Here is a 21,322-nt window from a genome sequence, read left to right on the forward strand (position 1 = left end):
AAAATGTGGTCGGCTTCGAATGTTGTTGTATCACAAGGTCGAACAGGGGCCCTTATGACCGATACCAGCATTCGACTCGGGAACGACATGCAAACCTACGCATCCGAAGGTTTGTTGGTAGAAAAGGTGACAGGGCCACTGCGCGCATGTTTAATAGTGGTGCACGTCACATCGAATCCACTCGTTCATCACTTCATACACAGCGAAGGGGGCGTCCTATGCTTGCGAATACTCCTAGCGCTGATGTCTCGATCAACAAGGATCAGAACCGGTTCGAGCTGCGATTGAACGGCGATCTCGTCGGGATCGTCGGGTTCTACGAGGTGGAGGGGAACGGAACGCGCGCGACGCGAACGCATGTCGTGTCGTTCATGCATACCGTCGTCACCGAGGATTTCGGCCATCAGGGTCTCGCCGGCATTCTGGTGCGCCGCGCTCTCGACAGTGCCCGTTCCTACGGATGGAAAGTCCGGCCCGTCTGCACCTACGTGCAGCGATTCGCCGCCGCCAATCCGGAGTACAACGACATGCTCGTTCCGCTCTGACGCAGCTCCCGGTAAGGCTCGATCACGGTAGGGCCTGATCACGGTAGAGCTCGATCACATCGAGGACTCGACTCGGCGACAATCGGAGCACTTTTCTCCCGTCACACGAGTAACACTGGTCTCATGAGTGACATGAGTCACATCATTTCCCGACGCGCCGACGCGGTGACCCCCGTCGAGCGACCCGTCGTCCGTATCGAGGACGACGTCGATCACAGTAGGTTCGATCTCTTCGTCGACGACGAGCTCGTCGGCATTCTGGGGTACCGCTCAGGTGATGGCAGCGTCGGGGACGGCTCCGTCGTCGCCCTGATGCATACCGTCGTCAAGGAGGAGTACGGCGACCGTGGTTGGGCCGGAGTGCTGGTGCGCGCCTCGCTCAACACCGCGCGCGATCGCCGGTGGCGCATCGTTCCCATCTGTACGTTCGTGCGACGGTACCTGGCTGAGCACGAGGAATTTCTGGATCTCGTAGCCGAATAGAGAGCACTGCTCTTGCGATGGGGCGGGGTTGGGTGAATACTGCTTCCTGGAGAGAGCGCCGCTCTCGAAAGGATGTGGATCCCGATGCGCCCAACTCTGTATCTCTTCATCGGACTGATGTTCGCCGTGTACCCGGCGCTTCGGCCCTACTCGGACGAGGTGGGTACAGCCGGAGCGGAGGCTTTCGCATCCCCGGCCTGGGTCCTTGCCCACACCGCCGCGATGCTCGGTTTCATCGCTGTCGGACTGGCCGTGACGTACACCGGTCGGCGGTCCGATGTCGCAGTGGTCGCCACCTGGATCGGTGTCGGACTGGTGCTGCCGTACTACGGCGCGGAGACGTTCGCCCTGCACGCGTTGGGCGTCGACGCTCTCGCGAACTCGAACCCCGGCCTGATCGAATTGGCCGAACCGATCCGCTACTCGCCTGCGCAGTCGGTCATGTTCGGCCTCGGCCTGGTGCTGCTCGCCGTCGGTCTGGTGGCATTCGCGCTGCACAATCGCTACGCCATGGTGCTGGCGGCCGGATTCGTGCTCTTTCTGCCGCAGTTCTACGCGCCCCCTGCCGTGCGCATAGCGCACGGCCTGCTGATCGCCCTCGGAGCGATTGTTGCCGCCCGCGCAGTGGCAGCCCCGTCGGATGCGTCTGATCAGCCGATCTCGACGACCACCGGGGCGTGATCGCTGGCACCCTTGCCCTTGCGTTCCTCGCGGTCGATCGACGCTCCGGTCACGCGGGCCGACAGGGCAGGCGAGGTCAACGCCATGTCGATGCGTAGACCCTGCTTCTTCGGGAAGCGCAACTGCGTGTAATCCCAGTAGGTGTACGTTCTCGGTTCGGGAGTGAACTGCCGTGTGACCTCGGTGAATCCGGCGTCGGCGAAGGCGGCGAAGGCATCACGCTCGGCCTGGGAGGTGTGCGTCTTGCCCTCGAACAGTGCCGGATCCCAGACATCGTCGTCGGTGGGCGCGATGTTCCAGTCGCCCACGAGGGCGATCTGCGCCTGCGGATCGGCCGCCACCCACGCCTGGGCGTCGGCTTTGAGCGCAGCGAGCCACTCGAGCTTGTACGTGTAGTGCGGATCGGCCAGTTCGCGCCCGTTCGGCACATACAGGCTCCAGACGCGCACCCCGTCGCAGGTGGCCCCGATGGCACGGGCCTCCTGAGCTGGGTCGATCTCGGGGTCCTTGCTGAAACCGGGCTGATCCTCGAACCCGACCTGCACATCGGCCAGTCCGACTCGCGACGCGATCGCGACGCCGTTCCACTGACTCAGCCCGACATGGGCCACCTCGTACCCGATGTCGGTGAACCGCTCGTACGGAAACTGTGCGTCCTTGCACTTGGTTTCCTGCATCGCCAGTACATCGACATCCGATCGTTGCAGCCAATCGACGATTCGATCCTGACGGGAGCGGACGGAGTTCACATTCCAAGTAGCCAAGCGCACGGGAACAAACCCTATAGAACCCTGCCGACAGAGTTCGCACCGATCGCTTCGGTCGGTCGGGCGTAGCGGTACCGGTGATGGTCGATGAAGCCCAGATCTCGGTACAGGGCAACGGCTTCGGCGTTGTCCACCGATACCTGCAGATAGGCGTGCGTCGCTCCGATCTGGCGCCCCCATCGCACCAGTTCTCCGCACATCAGGGTGCCGAGTCCGTTGCGGCGATGCTCCGGGGCAACCCGGAGCGAGGCCAATCCCACCCAGCGGCGACCGTCGGGTGCGGTAGTGACCGCTGCGCGCCCCACGGCAACGGCCCCGAAACCGAGCGTGCCGAAGCCGAGCGCACCGTCGTGGACGGCGGACACCACCTCCGCTGCGCCCGCGGGTGCTGTGCCGCCCTGGTAGTGGAGGGAAGCCAACCACTCGGCCGTCGGCTCCTCTGTCACGGCGATGGCCGAATCGCCATCGCGTAGACCGAGATTCGAGATGTCCGCAGCCATGACGGCGCTCTCGTTGTAGGTCGACCAGCCGTCCGGGGCCCGGCCGAGGCGGTCGGGCAATGACAGCGTGGGCGGCAGTGCGCGTGCGGCGTACCAGGCGGTGATCGCCGACAGCGTCTCGGCACTCGTCGAGGCTCCGGGCTCGAGCGGTGACGCCGAATTGGCGCGGCCGGTGAACCCGTGCCCGAAGCGCAGCTGCCAGCCATCGATCCATTCACGTTCGACGCCCGGCCAGCCGTCGGCGGCAGCAGCCTCGAGCGCGCGGATCTCGGAAGTCCGAATCGGTCTGGGGCCCAAGGGTTTCAATGCGACGACGCGATCGGCCGCGATCTGTACCAGCGCGCCGTCGCGGCCGCGGACCGAGACCGCCTGCGCGTCGATCGCCACCAGTTCGCCGATGATGTCCGTCATCGGATGGGTGTGCCCGGGTGGCAATCGGTATCGGAGCATCACCCGCGAGCCCACGGCGGCGCTCACTGCTCGGCCATCGAGTCGATCAGTCCTCGTCGTCGTGGCCGAAGGGATCGTCGACCGTTCCCGGCGTCCAGCTCAGTCCCGGCACGCCCCACCCGGCGCGTTTGATGGCCTTCTTGGCCGCCCGGGCATGCCGACCGATGAGAACATCGGTGTACAGGAAGCCGTCGAGATGACCCACCTCGTGCTGAAGCATCCGAGCGAAGAAGTCCCGTCCCTCGATATCTACCGGATCGCCGTTGGCGTCGGTGCCGGTCACTCTGGCCCAGTCCGCGCGGCCGGTGGGGTGTTGCTCACCGGGCACCGACAGGCAGCCCTCGTCGTCGTCCTCGGGATCGGGCATCGTCTCCGGGATCTCGGAGGTTTCGAGCACCGGGTTGACGACCTCGCCGCGGCGGCGGATCATTTTCCCGTCCGAACCCTGATCGGGGCAGTCGTAGATGAACAGACGCTTGCCGACGCCCACCTGGTTGGCTGCGAGACCGACACCGTTGGCGGCGGCCAAGGTCTCGTACATGTCGGCGATCAACTCGGCCAACTCGGCGGGTGACTCGGTGACGGGAGCGGTAGCGGTGTGCAGCACCGGATCGCCGACGATCCGGATGGGAAGAATTGCCATGGTCGACAAGGATAGTGGGTCGCTCACGTGACCTGGCCGAGGGCAACCGCACCTGGTTGTTCGGTATCGGCGTCGAGGCGCGGGATTTCGCCGACGAAGAGCGATAGTGAACCGTCAGGTGCGGATCGACCCTGGGCGTCGCGCAAGCGAAGCCGCGGAACACGCCACGCGCCGGTACTTCGTCGGAGCCGTGCCTCGGGCGTCGAGCATGGTTGAATGATGGCCGAAGTACAACTGTGTAATTCGCTCGAGGTTCGGTCGGCGTTCGTACGGATGCCGGCAGCACTGGGGGTAGCAGATTTCCCAGGGTTCGGTTGTCGCGCGCGTTCGGTGATCACGCAGGCCCTTGGGAGTCGAGAAGTCGAGGAGTGGGATGGACGGCGCAGCAGCGCGTGACTCGAACCAGTCTCAGCAATCGGGAAGTTCGGACAGCACCCAGGACCCGAACGAGGTCGGCGCGGACGGACTGAGTCGACGAGAGCACGACATCCTGTCCTTCGAGCGGCAGTGGTGGAAGTACGCCGGAGCCAAGGAAGAGGCCATCAAGGAACTCTTCTCCATGTCGGCAACCCGCTACTACCAGATCCTCAACGCCTTGGTCGATCGTCCCGAAGCCCTTGCCGCGGATCCGATGCTGGTCAAGCGTCTGCGTCGACTGCGGGCCAGTCGGCAGAAGGCCCGCGCAGCTCGACGCCTGGGTTTCGACGTCTGAGCGGGTCCGTGATCAGGTGTTCCGAGTCCTCGTCGACGGTCGGCTAGGGTCGAGTACGTGAGCAGCCCCAACCCGGAACAGACCGGGCCACCACTCCGCGCGCTGGCGATGGTGCTGATCTCGCTGGCGATTCTGTTCGCAGCGATCGGTGCGCTCTCGCTCACCGGTTCGGACTCCGACGAGGCGGCGGCCGAGCCCTCCTCCTCCGAGACCGCCGCAGCCGAGACCACGAGCGCACCGGCAGCCGCGCCTACCTCGCAGGCACCCGTCGGCGACGCGTCGACCAGCAGTGCACCCCAGACCACCACCTCGAGTACCCCCGCCGACGTCGAGGTGCGAGTGCTCAACAACTCGAACATCTCCGGTCTCGCCGCCGACACGGCCGGTACGTTGACTGCCGACGGGTGGACGATCACCGAAACCGGAAACTTCAACGAAGCCCAGTTCGCACAGAGCGCCGTCTACTACGGCACCGCTGCAGGTGAGGAACAGGCTGCGCAGGCGATCGCCACGCAACTCGGCGTCCCGGCCGAGGCCAAGCCGAGCTCGCTCGAGTCCACGACCGGCGTGGTAGTCATCGTGACCCAGTAATTTCGGCCTTCGAGATCGTGCCCGGTTCTTCCGAATCGGGCGGCACGTTATCATTTTTCGAGCCCGGCGAAACTGCCTGAAAGAGGAGCGATTTCCGATGGACATGTTCAACAGACGCACTACTGCGACACGATCGCTGCATTACGTGGTGCCGGTCCTCGCGATCGCGGCCCTTGGGCTCTCTGCCTGCAGCAACGGTGAGGTCGCCTCCGACGTACCCGGAACCGTGCCGCCGGTATGGACCGGCGAATCCGATCCGTCGGCGGCAGCCGTCGCCGGAGACGGACGGGGCGGGTCGGACTCCGCCGACTCCATCGAAGGCACGTTGCGCAACCCGTCCGGGGCGCAGGTCGGCACGGTGACGTTCACGTCCGAGGGCGACAAGCTCACCGTCACCGCCGAGGTCGAGGACATGACCCCCGGCTTCCACGGATTCCACGTCCACACCGTCGCCGCATGCGAGCCCAACTCGGTGGCACCCACCGGCGGCGAACCGGGTGCGTTCCTGTCCGCGGGCGGCCACCTGCAGGTCGATGGCCGAACCGGTCATCCCGCCAGCGGTGATCTGACGTCCATTCAGGTCGGCGAGGACGGCACCGGCCGCCTCGTCACCACCACAGATGCGATCACGCTCGACGATCTGCGCGCGGATGGTGCGGGAACTTCGGTGATCGTGCACGAAGGTGCCGACAACTTCGCCAATATTCCGCCGCGCTACACCCTTCCCGACGGTGCGGCGGTGCCCGACATGACTACGTTGATGACCGGCGACGCCGGTGCCAGGGCTGCGTGCGCGGTACTCCAGTAGTTTGAGCGCTCCCCGGATCCACTTCGCGAGCTCCCCGCGCCCGACGCTCGGCGTCGAATGGGAGATCGCATTGGTCGACAGGAACACGCGAGATCTCGTCAACTCCGCCGAGGCGGTCATCGACGGCGTCCACGAACTGGCCGGGGACACCCCGAGGGTGACCAAGGAGTTGCTCCGCAACACCGTCGAGCTCGTCACCGGTGTGTGCGAGAACGTCGGTGAAGCGATGGCGGACCTGGGTGGCTCCCTGGAATTGGTGCGACGCGCAGCGGATCCGTTGGGAATCGACTTGTTCTCGGCAGGTACGCATCCTTTTGCCGAGTGGTCCACCCAGCAGCTCACCAGCTCGCCGAGTTACGACGAGTTGATCGCTCGAACTCAGTGGTGGGGTCGGCAGATGCTGATCTGGGGTGTGCACGTGCACGTGGGAGTGTCGTCCCCGGACAAGGTCTTTCCCATTCTCAACTCGCTGTTGCTGCAGTACCCGCACCTGCTGGCGCTGTCGGCATCCTCGCCGATCTGGGCGGGCAACGACACCGGATACGCCAGCAATCGCGCGTTGATGTTCCAGCAGCTGCCGACGGCAGGGCTTCCGTTCCAGTTCGAGGACTGGTCGCAGTTCGAGGGATTCGTTCGCGACCAACTCAAGACCGGGGTCATCGAACAACTCGGTGGCATGCACTGGGACATTCGGCCGGCACCGAAGTGGGGAACCATCGAGGTCCGAGTGTGCGACGGGGCGTCGACCAAGCGGGAACTCGCTGCGCTGGTCGCGCTGACGCACTGCCTCATCGTGAACCTCGACGAGCGGCTGGAAGCGGGGGAGACATTGCCGTCGATCCCACCGTGGCACGTGCAGGAGAACAAGTGGCGGGCGGCCCGATACGGACTCGACGCCGAGATCATCGTGGACTCGGACAGTAGCGAGCGATTGGTCACCGATGACCTGAGCGACCTGCTCGAGAGGTTGACTCCGACCGCCGTCCGTCTGAACTGTGTGGACGAGCTCGCCGCGGTGGCCGATATTCCCCGGCTGGGGGCGTCGTATCAGCGTCAACGTGCGGTTGCGGCGACATCAGGCGGCGATTTGCGTGCCGTCGTGGAGTACTTGGTGTCCGATCTCCACTCGTGATACCAGGTCACCGATCGGAGTCGTTCGGTTCCCTCTCGTTGACGATCAGCAGTCCGTCGCGGCCCCGCTGCTCTCGGTAGGCGACGCGGCCGACGGTGTGTGCGATGACCGGAGCGGTCACCAGCGTGAACACTCCGACGAGCAGCAGCATCCAGATGTCGACGTTGCCCCGCAGGCTGATGATGGCCCCGATCAACACCATGATCAGGCCGGCCACCTGCGGCTTGGTGGCCGCGTGCATCCTCGACAGCGTGTCGGGAAAACGCACGATGCCGACGGCGGCGGTGAATGCCATCACAGCTCCCGACAGGATGAATACGGAAGCGATGACCTGAGTAACGGTGCTCATTGGTCCCTCACAGTAGTGCTCATTCGTCCTTCACCCTGAATCGTGCGATGCTGACCGATCCGACGAAGCTGACCAGCGAGAGCGCAACGATGGCCGGTACCAGGGTGGTGTCGCGGCTGTAGACGGCCCACACCGCGAGGCCGCACATCGAGACCGCCAGGATCGTGTCTATGGCGACCAGTCGGTCCAGCGTGCTCGGCCCGTCGAGCAGTCGGTACGCGGTGAGGACCGCAGCGGCGAGCAGAAGAGCGCCGGCGATGGCGAGAACGACGGTCACGACCACTCTCCCTTCCTGCTGTCGTCGGTCTTCTTGTCGTCTCGCGGGGCGTCCGGATCGCCGGATTTCGGATCGTCGCCGAACACCCCGTGATACTGCTCGTACTCTTGATGGTGCAGGGGACTGGGCTTCCAGTCGGAGTCGCGCTCGAAGCCTGCGATGAACAGTTTCTCCAGGTGCCGAACATAGGCGTAGAAGCCGTCGACTGCCTTCTGAGTGCCCATGTCCAGCACGTGTACGTACAGCAGACGTCTGGTCCGGTCGATCTCGAGCACCATGGTGCCGGGCACGAGATTCATTGCATCGACGAACAGGGTGAGCACCAGATCGGACTTGATTGCGATGCGGCAGCGCAGCACCCCGGTGACCGGCGGAGCTTTCGGCCGGATCGCCAGCCACGCAACGCTGAAGCTCGATTCCATGGCGTAGTAGAGGAACACGCCTGCGAGTTTGACGAGGGAGAACACGTGGATTCGGCCCTCGACCGGTACGCGCGGCAGCGGCAGGAGCACCATGATCAGCACTCCGACGCCGATGCCGCCGAGAATGTTGGCCGCAGAGACGTTGCCCCACAGCAGGACCCAGATCGCCGTCAACCATGCCAGCGTCCAGACGCGGAGCAGTAGGGAGCGGTTCATCGTCATCGGGTGCCCTCCTCCTCGGCGCGCGCCTGTTCGTAGGCCTGGTCGCCGACGAATTCCGCACCGCGCACGGCATCGATGTACAGAGATCGATCCCGCAGGTCTCTGGCAGCGCGATCACTGATGTCGATGATCGGGCCGGCGAATACGGTCATGGCCAAACCGACGACGACGAGGCCGATGGTCGGGATCAACATGAAGGCAGGCATTCGGCCGACGTCCTCGCGATCACCGAACTGAATATCGGAGGAGTCGTCGAGCAGAGCGGACGGGCTGTTGTCCGCGAGGTCTCCCTCCGGGGCGTCGGCGCGAGCTCGCCAGAACGCCTTGGTCCATACTCTCGCCACGACGTACAGCGTCAGCAGGCTGGTGACGGTGCCGCCCGCGACGAGCAACCAGGCCAGCACACTGCCTTGTTCGCTACCGGCTTGCAGGAGCGCCACCTTGCCGATGAAGCCCGAGAACGGGGGAATGCCACCGAGGTTGAGGGCAGGAACCAGAAACACGATCGCCAGAACCGGGCTGGCCGCAGCCAGGCCACCGAGTCGCCGCAGCGAGGACGAACCGGCCTGCCGTTCGATGAGTCCGACCACGAGAAACAGCGTCGTCTGCACCAGAATGTGGTGGGCGACATAATAAATCGCTCCCGACAGTCCCGATTGTGTCGACAGAGCCACGCCGAAGATCATGTAACCGATGTGGCTGACCAACGTGAACGACAACAGCCGTTTGATGTCGCTCTGCGCGATGGAGCCGAGAATGCCGACGAGCATGGTCAGCAGACCACAGACCATCAGAACGTTGTCGAGGGAGCCGTCGGGGAACAACAGCGTGTGTGCGCGAATGATGGCGTACACACCGACTTTCGTCAGCAAACCCGCGAACACCGCGGTGACCGGAGCGGGGGCGGTGGGGTACGAGTCCGGTAGCCACGTCGAGAGCGGGAACACAGCGGCCTTGATGCCGAACGCGACCAGCAGAACGGCGAAGATTGCGGTTCTCGTGCCCGGCGGAACGTCGTCCATCCGTACGGCGATGTGCGCCAGGTTCAGCGTCCCGGTTGCGGCGTACGCCAAGGCGATACCGATCAGGAAGATCAACGAGGACACCATCGAGACCATCACGTACGACACACCCGCACGGACTCGATCGGCGCTCGCTCCGAGCGTCAGCAGTACGAACGACGCGGCGAGCAGAACCTCGAAGCCGACGAACAGATTGAACAGGTCGCCTGCGAGGAAGGCGTTGCACACACCCGCGGTCAGCGCCAGGTAGGTCGGCAGGAAGATCGAGACGGGCTGATTCTCGTTCCCGTCGCGAATACCCTGACCGATCGAGTACACCATGACGGCCAGCAACACGATGGACGAGACAAGCAACATCATCGCCGAAAGCCGGTCCACGACAAGGGAAATCCCGAGTGGGGAATCCCAGCCGCCGACCTGAAGCGCGCTGACGCCGTCCCGATCGGCCAGATAGAGCATCATCGACGAGATCGCGACCACCGCGGTCAACGCGACCAGGGTGATGAAACGCTGCGCGCGGGGGCGTCGACCCAGCACCAGCGTCAGGGCAGCCGCCAGCATCGGAATGAGCACCGGAAGCGGAGTCAGGACATCGATCACGTGCGGGGAGATCGTCATTTGTGGTCTCCCTTCTTCTTGTTCGGCGCGCTCTCGTCCTTCTCTGCATTGTCGAGCCCGTCGAGTCCCTCGACGCCCGGCTCGTCGTCATCGAAGTCGTTCTCCCGGATGTCCTCGTAGCACTCGAGGTCTTCGAGATTCTCGAGCTGATCCATCGGAATCGGATTGCCCTTCGAGTCGAACGCGTCACCGCCGAAGCTGGGTTCACCTGTCACCGGGTCGTCCGAGCGGTCACGGTCGGGGGCCTCGGCCATCGACCGGCGCTGGGAGACCTTGGCGTCCTCGGGGTCGTTCTCGATGTCGTCCTTGGTGTTGAGCGTGAACGACCGGTACGCGAGCGCCAGGACGAATGCCGCGATGCCCATGGTGATGACGATCGCTGTCAGGATCACTGCCTGCGCCAGCGGATCGGCCATCTGCTGATTGACCGCGTTGTCACGGCCGACGATGGGCGGGCCGCCTGCCGGACCGCCGACCGTGAGCAGCAGCAGATTGACGCCGTTGCCGAACAGGAGCAGGCCGAGCAGCATCTTGGTGATGCTGCGTTCGAGCAGCAGGTAGACACCGGCGGCGACCAGCACTGCCACGATGAACAGCATTCCGAGATCAGCGGTCATGGGGCGCTCACTCGGGCTTGGCTCTGCATTTCCACCTGTGCGTCGAGACGTGCCCCGAGACTGCGGAGCACATCGAGTACCAACCCGACCACGATGAGATACACACCGAGGTCGAAGAACAATGCGGTGACGAGCTTGATGTCACCGAGAATCGGCAATGTCACCTCGAACGTGGCCGATGACAGCGCCGGGGCACCGAGGAACATCGACGCCACCGCTGTGCCCGCCGCGAAGATCAATCCGAGGCCGAGGATCTTTCCGGCGTCGATCGGCACCGTCTCACCGAGCTCGTACCGTCCGCCGGCCAGGTATCTGAGCACCAGCGCCAGGCCCGCGGTGAGTCCGCCCGCGAAACCGCCGCCGGGGGCGTTGTGACCGGAGAAGAAGAAGTAGATCGAGAGCACCATGATCGTCGGGAAGATCAACCGGGTGGTGACTTCGAGAATCAACGAGCGATGCCGCGGATCGATCAGCTCACCGCCGAGCAACCACGTCGTCTCGGCCGCGAACTTCGCATCCGAGTTCGATGTGGGGGCGCTCGATGCCGGGGCGTCGGACACCCGCGGAGCGCTGCCGAACCGGCGGTTGCGGAAGACCAGGCTGGCCACGCCCGTCGCGGCGACGAGCAAGACGCAGATCTCGCCGAGGGTGTCCCAGGCGCGGATATCGACCAGGATCACGTTGACGATGTTCTTGCCGTCGCCCAGTTCGTACGCGGCCTCGGGGAACTGCAAGGACACCGGAGCGGCGCTGCGGGCGTTCATCGCGAACGCTCCCAACACGCTGACGGTCGCTCCGACAGCCACGGCGAGCGCGGCGCGGACACCGCGAGACCCGGCTGCGCCCCGGTCGGCGACTTCGGCGGGCAGCTTGCGCAGCACCAGCACGAACACCACGAGGGTGACTGTTTCGACCAGGAACTGAGTCAGGGCCAGGTCGGGAGCTCCATGGATGGCGAAGATGACGCCGCAGCCGTAGCCGGTGAGCCCGACGAGGATGACGCTGGCCAGACGGTTGCGCATGACCGTTGCGCCGATGCCACCCGCGACCATGATCAATCCGATGACCACTTGGAGCGGAGTGTTCCAGAGCGTGTAGTTCAGTCCCGGCTTCTGCCCGACGACCAGCACGATGATCGGCAACAGCACCAGCGTCAGCAGGATCGTGCCCTGAGTGAGGGGGAGCGAACCGCGCTGTGTGGTGCCGGTGAGGCGGATGGACAGCGTGTCCATGAACTTGAGGACGTTGTCGTAGGTGCGGTCGGCGTTGCCGAGCGGGGGATGCTCGAACTTGAGCCGGTTGACCACTCGGTGGGCGATGAACAATCCGACACCGCCGGTGACGACGATGACCGTCAGCGCCAGTGGCAGGTTGAACCCGTGCCACAGGGCCAGGTGGTAGGGCTCCTGGCCGTAGGACGGCAGGGTCCGCGCGTACGGGCTGACGATGCGGTCGACGATGGAGGAGCCGAATCCCGCGATGAGTCCGAGTACCGCCAGGAAAGCAGGCGTTGCCAGGAACAGTGCGGCCGGTGCGTGCATGTTCTTCACCGACGGGCTCGGACGCTTGAGTTGCTTGCGGCCGAAGGCACCCCAGACGAAGCGGATGCTGTAGGTGACCGTGAGAATCGACCCGATCACCAGGCCGGCGACCACGACGGCTGCGACGGTTGGATCGAGCGTCGGGGTGCTGATCACGGCCGACAGGGCGGTTTCCTTGCCGACGAACCCCAGCAGCGGTGGTAGGCCTGCCATGCTCGCGGCCGCGAGCGCAGCGATGGCGGCGAGCCAGGGGGCCTTCTTGCCGAGGTGGGCGAGTTTGCGGATGTCGCGGGTGCCGGTGGTGTGGTCGATGATGCCGACGACCATGAACAGCGCCGCTTTGAACATCGCGTGCGCGATCACCATCGTCAGGCCTGCGAGCATCGCCTTCTCCGAGCCGATGCCGACCAGCACGATCAGGAATCCGAGCTGACTGACGGTGCCGAACGCGAGAACGAGTTTGAGATCGAATGCGCGCAGTGCTCGCCAACCGGCCAGGATCATCGACAGCAATCCGAGCGTGATCACCGTGGCGCGCCACGGACCCGAATCGGCGAATCCCGGTGCCAGGCGCGCGACCAGGTAGATGCCGGCCTTGACCATGGCGGCGGCGTGCAGGTAGCCGCTGACCGGCGTCGGGGCGGCCATTGCGCCGGGGAGCCAGAAGTGCAAGGGGACGATGGCCGATTTGCTCAGCGCGCCGATGAGGACCAGCACGATCGCGACCCCGGGCAACCAGCCGGACGGTGCGTTCGCCACCAGTTCCGACAGGTTGTAGGTACCGGAGACCTGGCCGAGGATGATGATGCCGACCAGCATCGCCAGGCCGCCTGCGGTGGTGACGAGCAGAGCCTGGGTGGCCGCGCGCCTACTGGAGGCCCGTTCGGCGTAGTGGCCGACGAGCAGGAACGACAGGACCGTCGTGATCTCCCAGAAGACGTACAGGACGAGCATGTTGTCGCTGGTGATCAGCCCGAACATGGCACCGGCGAATGCGACCATCTCGGCGGCGAACAGACCCAGCCGGGGCTCGTCGTCCTCGAAGTAGCGTGCGCAGTACAGCAGAATCAGGGCACCGATCCCCAACACCAGCAGCGACATGAGGGCTGCGAGGGAGTCGAATCGCATGTCGATGTTCATCGACAGGCCGGGGACCCATTCGATGCTCAGCGTCTGTTCGGAGTTCCAGTTGCCGAACACCCAGAGCAGACTCAGCAGCGGGACGAGAGCAAGCGGAAAGAATGCGTTGCGACCCCACCACCGAACGAGCAGCGGTGCAAGAAGCGCAGCCGCGGCATGCGCAAGAAGGATAGCGAGCAAAAAACACTCCGTCGTCTCGGTCGCATCGGCGGCGAGGCCGATGCGGTGGTCGTAGGGCGGCGATGAGTAGGGTCTTGAAATCGGTATGAAATTCGGCGTGATTGTTTGTGAAATAACGAATCGGCTCCCGAACGGCAGCACGTAATCGATCGGGTTCTATCGTACTTTGCGTGGTGGGCCGCGTGCCGACCGGTACAAAACGGTCGTGTGGGCACGAGTCGGGGAGACTGTGGCGGTGACCCATCCGAAGCTCATTCGTACTGCCGGTCTGGCCTATGTTCGCGATCGCCGAATGATCCAGACGCGATCGGTCGGGAAAACCGCGTTCTACATGGCCGGCGGCAAGATCGATCCCGGCGAGAGTCCCGAGCAGGCGCTGCACCGAGAGATCAGGGAGGAACTCGACGCGGCGGTGATCGACGCCAGGGTCCTCGGAGTCTTCGAGTGTGAGGCATGGGGGCACCCGGCAGGCACGCCGCTCGAGATCACCTGCTTTCTGGCCGACCTCAGCGCCGATCCGACGCCCACCAGCGAAATCGCCGAGATCAGGTACTTCACCCGGGACGAGTACGCAGCCATGCCCGACGTCGCTCCGGGGTCGCTGATGGTGTTCGACCGGATGAAGGCGCTCGATCTGATCGACTGAAGCGCGTATGTTGGTGCACGAGAGAACGTACGTTCTCCCGAGGCCACCGCGAAGGAGTTTTCATGACGAACCTGTCCCAGAAAGCCAGCACCCTGCTCGAGCTACACCAGCCGGGCAACCCCGTCGTGTTGCCGACGGTATGGGACGCCTGGTCGGCCAACCTCGCCGTATCGGCAGGCTTCACCGCACTGACCGTCGGAAGCCACCCAGTGTCGGACTCCATCGGCAAGCCGGACAACGAGGGCATCACCTTCGACGAACTCCTCGCCCGCATCTCGCAGATCTCCGCAGCCGTGGACGCCCCGCTGTCGGTCGACATCGAGTCCGGGTACGGCGAGGACCCCAAGCGCCTGATCGAGGGCCTGATCTCCGCCGGTGCCGTCGGCCTCAACATCGAGGACACCGTGCACAGCGAGGGCGGACGACTCCGTGAGGCGCAGGAGCACGCAGACTTCGTCGGCGCACTGCGCGCGGCATCGGACGCCACCGACGTGCACGTCGTCATCAACGCCCGCACCGACCTGTTCGTCAAGGCAATCGGCGACGAGAACGACCGCGTCGACCGCGCCATCGCGCGGCTGAAGCTGGCCGCCGAAGCCGGAGCCGATTCGCTCTACCCCGTGGGCTTCCACAGCGACGCCGACTACAAGCGCCTCGCCGAAGAACTCCCACTGCCGATCAACGCCATCGCCAACCCGGCCGAGGGCGACCTGTCGCACTTCGCCTCCCTCGGCGTCGGTCGCATCAGCTTCGGGCCGATCTTCCAGATGGAATTGGCCAAGCGGGCCGAAGAGGTGCTCGCGCGCTGGAAGTGAGTGCCTTCGGCAGTGGTGCGGTTGAGTGCCCTCAGCGGCACCTAACCACGCCACTGCTCATCCGGGTCGTTCCGCAGGCTCCACTCCTGCCGCTAGGCACTCCCGTAGGCCCGCAGATGCGCCACCTGCTCGGGATCGAGTGACGGTTTGACCGTTGCCCGAGCGGTGGCGACATCGGCGGCGGTGACGTCGGCCGCATCCATCGATCGACGCATGGCCGTCAGAGCGGCCTCGCGTAACAGCGCCGCGCAGTCGGCGGCGGAGTAGCCGTCGAGATCGCGGGCGAGCGATTCGAGATCGACGTCGTCGGCGAGCGGGATGGATTTGCCCGACGCCTTCAGGATGTCCACCCGGGCGTCGGAATCCGGCGGCGGCACGAAGACCAGACGCTCGAGTCGGCCGGGCCGCAGCAACGCAGGGTCGATCAGATCGGGCCGGTTGGTTGCGCCGAGAACGACGACATCGCGCAACGGTTCGACGCCGTCGAGCTCGGTCAGCAGCGCCGCCACCACCCGATCTCCGACGCCGGAGTCCGAGCTCTGCCCGCGTCGGGGTGCCAATGCATCCACCTCGTCGAGAAAGATCAGTGAGGGTGCAGAGTCGCGGGCTCGCTGAAAGAGCTCGCGCACAGCCTTTTCCGAGGAGCCGACCCACTTGTCCATCAGCTCCGCGCCCTTGACTGCATGCACACTCAGTTGACCCGAGCTGGCGAGGGCGCGAACCAGAAACGTCTTGCCGCACCCGGGTGGCCCGTAGAGCAACACGCCGCGTGGTGGTTCGATCCCCAGTCGCGCGAAGGAATCCGGGTGGCGAAGCGGCCACAGGACCGCCTCGGTGAGCGCCTGCTTGGTCTCGACCATGTCGCCGACGTCGTCCAGGGAGATGCTGCCGATGGCCAGTTCCTCGGCGCCCGAGCGCGACAGCGGACGGATGACCTGGAGCGCGCCCACCAGATCCTCCTGGGTCAACGCCGCCGGTGCCGCATCGTTCGACGCGCGCGCCGCTGCCCGCAGCGCCGCTTCACGGGTCAATGCAGCGAGATCGGCAACGACGAAACCGGGTGTCCGTGACGCGATCTCGACCAGATCGACATCGCCCTGGGGGACCTTCTTCAGCAGGTGCTCGAGCAGCCCTTTGCGCCCGGCCGCATCCGGCAGCGTGAGAGTGAGCTCGCGATCGCAGAGTTCCTGACCGCGCAGTCTCGCGTCGGTGGCCTCGGGATGAGCCGTCGTCGCGATCAGGGCCAGACCCGGAGTGTCGACGCCGCGGCGAAGCACATCGAGTACGAACGTCGACGCGGGTTCGGGATCCGAGGGCAACAAGGCGTCGACGTCGGTGATCAACAGGACGCCGGAGCCGGCGAGTTCGTCCACGGCGGCGGTGACCCGCTCGACCCGAGCGGAGGCCTCGAGCGCGCCGATCGACGGACCGTCCAGTACCCCCCAGATGTGGTGACGCGCCGAGAGTCGCCAACAGCTCCGACTCGTCCAGTGCCAGCCGCAGCCACTCGGTGAGCTTGGCCTGCGCAGGGCCAACACCCACCAGGTCCCCGATGCTCACCCGCGGTTCCGTCGCCCTCGGCACCTGGACCGATGCCGACGGCGCTGCGGGGGCTGTGGTGACGGTGCCCGTTCCCCAGCTCACCGCCGAATTGGGCTGCACACTGACCGGTCCACCCGCCGGGTCGACGGCCGAGACCGTCAACAGCTCGGTGGTCCAGGCAACCCCGAATGTTCTCGACAGCGCCTGCGTCGCCGATGTGGTCGAGGTGCCGGGTCCGAGATCGCGGGGGAGAAGTGACACCGTGTCGCCCACCGTCAGCACCTTCCCGAGCAACGCCTGCCGCAGGGTGGTCTCGGAGATGGAGCCGGTTGCGAGCGCGGATCCTGTCACCGTGACGGTTCTGCCGCCGTAGACGGTGACGGGTCCGACTGCGACAGAGGCGTTTTCACGTAGGCCGGCGTTGGAGAGGGTGACGTCGTCCAGGAGCGCGGTGCCCTGCGGCGAACCCTCGGGGGCCGCGGCGACGACGGCAGCAGTACGGCGAGAACCGATGAGAGAGAGCGCGTCCCACTCGCGCAGACCGAGGGCGGCCAGTACCTCCGGATGCAGTCGCACGACGCCGCGCCTGGCATCGGCGGCCGAGGTGTTGAGGCGAGCAGTGAGTACGAGCTCGGGCGAGCTGGATGAGGTCACCGGTCCAACCTAATGGCTGGTTCGTCAGCTGCGCGGACGACGCAGGCCGAGGCGCGCCTGCGAGCGGCGGGCATTTCCCGGTGCGCGGCGAATGGCGCGGCGTTCGGCGCGGCGTTCGGCGGGCTTGGCATCCCACGTGTAGGGCCGAGCGGCGGTCCAGCGCTGCGAACGGACTGCGAACGGAATGTGCACCAGATAGGCCAGTACCAATCCCATGAGCAGGACCAGCGGGAAGGTGATGAGCGCGGCAGCGAGGAGCGCCACCAGAACCAGCAGTATCGCGGCCAGCCGCGGCGGCACCGAGACGGTCTTGAGGGCCAGTGTGGGGATGCGGCTGACGATCAGGGCGGCTGCGAAGATCGACCAACCGGCGACGACGTAGAACGACGCCCACCAGCCCTCGCCGAACTCTTCGAAGGCCGCGATCGGCGTCATCGCGATGAGGGCACCGGCTGGAGCGGGAACGCCGGTGAAGTATTCGCGGGCGTAGGCGGGGGTGTCGTCCTCGTCGAGCAGAGTGTTGAAACGTGCGAGCCGGAGCACGATGCTCACGGCGTAGACCAACGCGATGATCCAGCCGCCGCTGCTGCCCTCGAGCAGCGTCACGTACAACACCAGTGCGGGAGCCACACCGAACGAGATGGCGTCGGACAGCGAGTCCAGCTCGGCACCGATCTTGCTGGTGGCGTCGAGCAATCGGGCGATTCGACCGTCCAGCGCATCGAGGATCGCTGCGGCACCGATCATCGCGAGGGCTGTTCCAAGCTGACCGTCGAGTGCGAACTTGACCGCGGAGAGCCCGGAGCACAGCGCGAGAATGGTGACGACGGAGGGAAGCAGACGGATGGCAGCAGGCGGCTTGGCGCGTCTGGTGATCATCGAATCGCTACTGCGGTAGCTCGGCGAGAACGGTTTCGGCTCCGACTGCGCGTTGACCTCGTTCGACCAGCAGCGTCGTGCCTGCGGGGAAGTAGGTGTCGACGCGCGAGCCGAACCGGATGAGGCCGTACGTGTCACCGATCGTCAGGGTCTGCGCGACGGTGGCGTTATTGATGATGCGTCGGGCAATGAGACCGGCGATCTGGACGACGGCGACATCGTGACCCGAGTCGGTTCTGATGTGCATGCTGTTGCGCTCGTTGACCTCGCTGGCCTCGGCGAGATCCGCGGATTTGAACTGGCCCCGGCGATGCACGACCTCGATGACCGTGCCACCGACGGGAACACGCTGGACGTGCACATCGAGAACGGACAGGAAGATGCTCACGCGCGGTACCGGCTCGGTGCCGAGATCGAGTTCGGCCGGGGGTGCTGCGGTGTCGACGAGGGTGACGAGCCCGTCGGCAGGTGCGACGACGACGCCGGGACGGTTCGGCGGCACTCGGGACGGGTGTCTGAAGAAGGTGGCGCAGGCTCCGGCGGCCACGAGGCCGGCGTTTCGTACCCACTTGGACCTGCGGCCGAGCACTGCAACGGCGAGCGGGCCTCCGACGAACGGTAGGCCTGCCGGGTGCAGCGGCGGGACCGTCTCACGAACCAAATCGACGATGTGAGCCACTCCGGTGCGTGGCGGTTGACCAATCGGGGCGGGACGGCGTGCCACGGTCTCCTCTTACTACTTCGTCGGGCAGGTATTGGCATGTCGTGGTGCTGCCAACAGTCGAGGCGCGCAGATGCACGACTGCCGGGGCCCTCACAGAGTACGTGAGACGCCCCGGCAGTCGGGAAGTGCGAGTGCGATCAGACGCGGCTGCGACCGGTCACGAGCTTGACCAGGAACAGCAGGATGCATGCGCCGAGGATGCAGGTGATGAAGCTGAAGATCAGGCCGCCACCTTCGACGTCGACCCCGAAGACCTTGAGGAGGTAGCCGCCGATGAGGCCGCCGATGATGCCGACGACGATGTTCAAGATGATGCCCATCTGAGCGTCGGTCTTCATGATCTTGCTGCCGACCCAGCCGGCCAGTCCGCCGATGATGATCCAACCGATGATTCCGAGACCCAACATTCGTAGCCCCCACTTTCCGTTTGTGTCGTGTGATTGTCGAAACCCCGCATGCCCCTGGGGTCCCAACCTGAAACATTCCTGAGAATGTTTATTTTCGGCCGAGCTTCTCGCTCTCGGCCTTGATGCGACGCAGGGTGGTGTTCATGCCTTCGACGAGTTCGACGTCGAACTCGTCGATGCCCCCGAGGAAACGCTTGACCAGTAGCGAGGACACGTTCGAGGTGCCTGTGGGGGCTTCCCTCTTCTCGACGACGGTCGTCCCGCCTGCCGTGGGGGTGAGGGTGTAGGACCACGTCGTCTTGTTCTCGATCACGCGGAAGGCGAGTTCGCGATTGGGTTCGAAGGTGACCACCTTGGCTGTGGTCGGCCAGACGAGCAGGCCTTTGCGGTTGATGTTGAGCGTCCTGGTACCGGTGCCGATGGTCCCGCCGAGGACCTTCATCTTCGTGCATTGCGGGCTCCACTCGCTCATTCGCCGAAGGTCCGACACGATCTTCCAGACGGTCTCGGGGCTCGCGGCGATGTCGATCGTGGCTTCGAGAGTCTTGCTCAACGTTGGCCTCCAGGTAGCGGGAATATCTGCAACTGACTGTCACACTCAATCGTGCGCATCCTATGTGGCAGCAGACACAGTTGGCCAGAGCGGGCCAGGGCACAGCACCCCCCGTCGTGCGCCTTTTGCGTACCTCCAGGTACGCAAAAGGCGCACGACAGGGACTCGGGGGGGCTTACATCCGGGCGCGACGAGCCAGGACGAAGGCGTACAGGCCGTAGAGCCCGATTCCCACTCCCGCGAGGATCAGCAGAATCCGGCCGTAGGGCTGAGCGCCGAGGGTCTTGACCGCGGCGTCGATTCCCGAGGCTTTCGACGGGTCGGACTGCAGTACTGCAACCCCGACGAGGATTCCGGCTCCTACCAGGGCAGCGCCCTTGGCTGCGTATCCAGTCATGCCGAGTTTGACGACCGCCTCGCTCTGATGACCTTTCAGATCGTCGAGGAAGCCTTTCGATACCCCCTTGTAGATGTGGTAGCCGCCGACGCCGATGACGATCAGGCCCACCACGATCAGGACGAGCTTGCCGCCGCCGGATTCCATCAACCGCGCCGAGTAGCCGGCATTCTGCCGTCCACTGTCTTCGCCCGAGCCGGTCGCGAAGCCGTAGGTCGAGAACGCGAACGTGAGGTAGACCACGGCCAGTGCCACTGCCTTGGCCCGGTCCAAGGCGCTGCCTGCATCCGAATCGGACTTCTTGCCGACTATCGCCTCGAGGATCCGCCACAGGGCCAGCGCCACGAAAGCGACAACCGCGACCCACAGGGCAATTCTTCCGCCCGGCTGCGCGGCCAGCGCGGCGAGTGCGCCGGACTGATCAGCATTACCGGACTGACCGAACGCCAATCGGACGGCAATGTAGCCGATCAACACGTTCAGCAGTCCGCTGACGAAGTGGCCGCCCCGAGCCGCGTACTCGAAAGCACTGTTGTCTTGCACCGAGTTGGCCACAGAATTTCCCGACGTGTTCACGAACTGTCCCCGATCAGTAGATTTGAGGATCCGATTACCCGAACAGCACGGTCGGAAACGGTCTCCGGCCGCGAAACGCCGTACGAGATCCCACCGAGGCGTTAACACCGGGCGGACACTGATCGATGTAGCAAGCGGAGTGTCGGGACCAACGAATACCTTGTTCGGAGTGATCCACCGTGAAATTACAGTCGATACTGCGTCGTAGCAGCAGTGATCTACCTTTGTTGAAGACTGCCAGGATGAGCGGGCGGCCACGCTCGTGGCCCGCCGAGAAGCTCGAACGGCTACTCACCCCGCAGGAACTCGATCTGATCCGTCGCGGCCTGATCTGACCCCGACCCCAGGTTCCGGGGGCTACCGCATGCCTCCCGTTCGGGGCGCTGCGGTGGCATGCTCATGAGGTTGACGAGCATCAGTCCTGGAGGG

Annotated in this window: 23 protein-coding genes and 1 pseudogene; 9 read left to right on the top strand and 15 right to left on the bottom strand. The window is 65.0% G+C overall.

Annotated elements, in window-relative coordinates:
• Window positions 1-218: 218 nt before the first annotated feature.
• The 3 genes from J1M87_RS07290 (at window position 219) to J1M87_RS07300 (ending at window position 1,709) form a co-directional block, all read left to right on the top strand.
• Entirely contained in the window at window positions 219-545 is a 327-nt protein-coding gene (locus J1M87_RS07290) for a GNAT family N-acetyltransferase (protein WP_206488896.1), read from the top strand.
• Window positions 546-668: 123 nt separating this feature from the next.
• Window positions 669-1,028 carry a GNAT family N-acetyltransferase gene (locus J1M87_RS07295; RefSeq protein ID WP_374222365.1) on the top strand — a complete coding sequence of 120 codons (360 nt, stop codon included), beginning with the start codon at window positions 669-671 and terminating at the stop codon, window positions 1,026-1,028.
• An 84-nt stretch (window positions 1,029-1,112) separates the two neighbouring features.
• A complete protein-coding gene (locus tag J1M87_RS07300) occupies window positions 1,113-1,709 on the top strand; it encodes a hypothetical protein (RefSeq protein ID WP_206488897.1) in 597 nt (198 codons plus the stop codon).
• Here the strand turns inward: J1M87_RS07300 and J1M87_RS07305 are convergent.
• The 3 genes from J1M87_RS07305 to J1M87_RS07315 all read right to left on the bottom strand — a co-directional run bounded on the left by J1M87_RS07305 (window position 1,679) and on the right by J1M87_RS07315 (window position 4,069).
• Window positions 1,679-2,479, bottom strand: a complete 801-nt coding sequence (locus J1M87_RS07305) for an exodeoxyribonuclease III (RefSeq protein ID WP_206488898.1) — start codon at window positions 2,477-2,479, stop codon at window positions 1,679-1,681. The two genes, J1M87_RS07300 and J1M87_RS07305, sit on opposite strands and share 31 nt — an antisense overlap.
• Window positions 2,480-2,490: 11 nt before the next feature.
• On the bottom strand, window positions 2,491-3,387 hold the full coding sequence (locus tag J1M87_RS07310; RefSeq protein WP_241256535.1) for a GNAT family N-acetyltransferase: 897 nt from the start codon (window positions 3,385-3,387) through the stop codon (window positions 2,491-2,493).
• A gap of 85 nt (window positions 3,388-3,472) precedes the next feature.
• Window positions 3,473-4,069, bottom strand: coding sequence for a peptide deformylase (locus tag J1M87_RS07315; RefSeq protein WP_206488899.1), 597 nt, complete (start codon window positions 4,067-4,069; stop codon window positions 3,473-3,475).
• Window positions 4,070-4,442: 373 nt separating this feature from the next.
• Between J1M87_RS07315 and J1M87_RS07320 the strand changes: the two genes are divergently transcribed.
• The 4 genes from J1M87_RS07320 (at window position 4,443) to J1M87_RS07335 (ending at window position 7,312) form a co-directional block, all read left to right on the top strand.
• Window positions 4,443-4,781 (top strand): DUF3263 domain-containing protein, encoded by a 339-nt coding sequence (locus J1M87_RS07320; RefSeq protein ID WP_206488900.1) that lies wholly within the window; start codon window positions 4,443-4,445, stop codon window positions 4,779-4,781.
• 57 nt (window positions 4,782-4,838) lie between these two features.
• Window positions 4,839-5,372 carry a LytR C-terminal domain-containing protein gene (locus J1M87_RS07325; protein ID WP_307830753.1) on the top strand — a complete coding sequence of 178 codons (534 nt, stop codon included), beginning with the start codon at window positions 4,839-4,841 and terminating at the stop codon, window positions 5,370-5,372.
• A 97-nt stretch (window positions 5,373-5,469) separates the two neighbouring features.
• The gene (locus tag J1M87_RS07330; protein WP_206488901.1) at window positions 5,470-6,180 is read left to right on the top strand and encodes a superoxide dismutase family protein; all 711 of its coding nucleotides are present in this window, start codon (window positions 5,470-5,472) and stop codon (window positions 6,178-6,180) included.
• A gap of 1 nt (window position 6,181) precedes the next feature.
• Window positions 6,182-7,312 (top strand): glutamate--cysteine ligase, encoded by a 1,131-nt coding sequence (locus J1M87_RS07335; RefSeq protein ID WP_241256536.1) that lies wholly within the window; start codon window positions 6,182-6,184, stop codon window positions 7,310-7,312.
• Window positions 7,313-7,319: 7 nt separating this feature from the next.
• Here the strand turns inward: J1M87_RS07335 and mnhG are convergent, their stop codons facing one another.
• Genes mnhG through J1M87_RS07365 form a run of 6 tightly spaced genes read right to left on the bottom strand, consistent with a single transcriptional unit; the run spans window position 7,320 to window position 13,700 of the window.
• Window positions 7,320-7,661: a monovalent cation/H(+) antiporter subunit G gene (mnhG, locus tag J1M87_RS07340; RefSeq protein WP_206488902.1), complete on the bottom strand. Its 342-nt coding sequence runs from the start codon at window positions 7,659-7,661 to the stop codon at window positions 7,320-7,322.
• Between the two features lie 19 nt (window positions 7,662-7,680).
• Window positions 7,681-7,938, bottom strand: a complete 258-nt coding sequence (locus J1M87_RS07345; protein ID WP_206488903.1) for a monovalent cation/H+ antiporter complex subunit F — start codon at window positions 7,936-7,938, stop codon at window positions 7,681-7,683.
• Entirely contained in the window at window positions 7,935-8,576 is a 642-nt protein-coding gene (locus J1M87_RS07350) for a Na+/H+ antiporter subunit E (RefSeq protein ID WP_206489091.1), read from the bottom strand. Before J1M87_RS07350 ends, J1M87_RS07345 begins: the two co-directional genes overlap by 4 nt.
• 2 nt (window positions 8,577-8,578) lie before the next feature.
• Entirely contained in the window at window positions 8,579-10,222 is a 1,644-nt protein-coding gene (locus tag J1M87_RS07355) for a Na+/H+ antiporter subunit D (RefSeq protein WP_206488904.1), read from the bottom strand.
• The gene (locus tag J1M87_RS07360; RefSeq protein ID WP_206488905.1) at window positions 10,219-10,839 is read right to left on the bottom strand and encodes a Na(+)/H(+) antiporter subunit C; all 621 of its coding nucleotides are present in this window, start codon (window positions 10,837-10,839) and stop codon (window positions 10,219-10,221) included. Before J1M87_RS07360 ends, J1M87_RS07355 begins: the two co-directional genes overlap by 4 nt.
• On the bottom strand, window positions 10,836-13,700 hold the full coding sequence (locus J1M87_RS07365; RefSeq protein WP_206488906.1) for a Na+/H+ antiporter subunit A: 2,865 nt from the start codon (window positions 13,698-13,700) through the stop codon (window positions 10,836-10,838). Before J1M87_RS07365 ends, J1M87_RS07360 begins: the two co-directional genes overlap by 4 nt.
• Before the next feature lie 235 nt (window positions 13,701-13,935).
• Here J1M87_RS07365 and J1M87_RS07370 point away from each other — a divergent pair, with 235 nt between their 5' ends.
• Together J1M87_RS07370 and J1M87_RS07375 are read left to right on the top strand one after the other, a co-directional pair.
• Window positions 13,936-14,346, top strand: coding sequence for an NUDIX domain-containing protein (locus J1M87_RS07370; protein ID WP_206488907.1), 411 nt, complete (start codon window positions 13,936-13,938; stop codon window positions 14,344-14,346).
• A 62-nt stretch (window positions 14,347-14,408) separates the two neighbouring features.
• Window positions 14,409-15,161, top strand: a complete 753-nt coding sequence (locus J1M87_RS07375; protein WP_206488908.1) for an isocitrate lyase/phosphoenolpyruvate mutase family protein — start codon at window positions 14,409-14,411, stop codon at window positions 15,159-15,161.
• A 92-nt stretch (window positions 15,162-15,253) separates the two neighbouring features.
• On the opposite strand, the pseudogene J1M87_RS07380 reads toward J1M87_RS07375, so the two are convergent.
• From J1M87_RS07380 to J1M87_RS07405, 6 genes and pseudogenes are all read right to left on the bottom strand, one after another.
• Window positions 15,254-17,357, bottom strand: a pseudogene (locus tag J1M87_RS07380) (AAA family ATPase).
• Between the two features lie 24 nt (window positions 17,358-17,381).
• Window positions 17,382-18,236 carry a CDP-diacylglycerol--serine O-phosphatidyltransferase gene (gene pssA, locus J1M87_RS07385; RefSeq protein WP_206488909.1) on the bottom strand — a complete coding sequence of 285 codons (855 nt, stop codon included), beginning with the start codon at window positions 18,234-18,236 and terminating at the stop codon, window positions 17,382-17,384.
• A gap of 7 nt (window positions 18,237-18,243) precedes the next feature.
• The gene (locus J1M87_RS07390) at window positions 18,244-18,960 is read right to left on the bottom strand and encodes a phosphatidylserine decarboxylase (RefSeq protein WP_206488910.1); all 717 of its coding nucleotides are present in this window, start codon (window positions 18,958-18,960) and stop codon (window positions 18,244-18,246) included.
• Between the two features lie 137 nt (window positions 18,961-19,097).
• On the bottom strand, window positions 19,098-19,367 hold the full coding sequence (locus J1M87_RS07395) for a GlsB/YeaQ/YmgE family stress response membrane protein (protein ID WP_206488911.1): 270 nt from the start codon (window positions 19,365-19,367) through the stop codon (window positions 19,098-19,100).
• Between the two features lie 88 nt (window positions 19,368-19,455).
• On the bottom strand, window positions 19,456-19,920 hold the full coding sequence (locus J1M87_RS07400) for an SRPBCC family protein (RefSeq protein ID WP_206488912.1): 465 nt from the start codon (window positions 19,918-19,920) through the stop codon (window positions 19,456-19,458).
• Between the two features lie 175 nt (window positions 19,921-20,095).
• A complete protein-coding gene (locus tag J1M87_RS07405; protein WP_206488913.1) occupies window positions 20,096-20,893 on the bottom strand; it encodes a DUF1206 domain-containing protein in 798 nt (265 codons plus the stop codon).
• Between the last annotated feature and the right edge of the window lie 429 nt (window positions 20,894-21,322).

It is taken from the genome of Rhodococcus sp. KRD162 (genome assembly GCF_017168335.1).
In the GTDB taxonomy this organism is placed as follows: Bacteria; Actinomycetota; Actinomycetes; order Mycobacteriales; family Mycobacteriaceae; genus Rhodococcoides.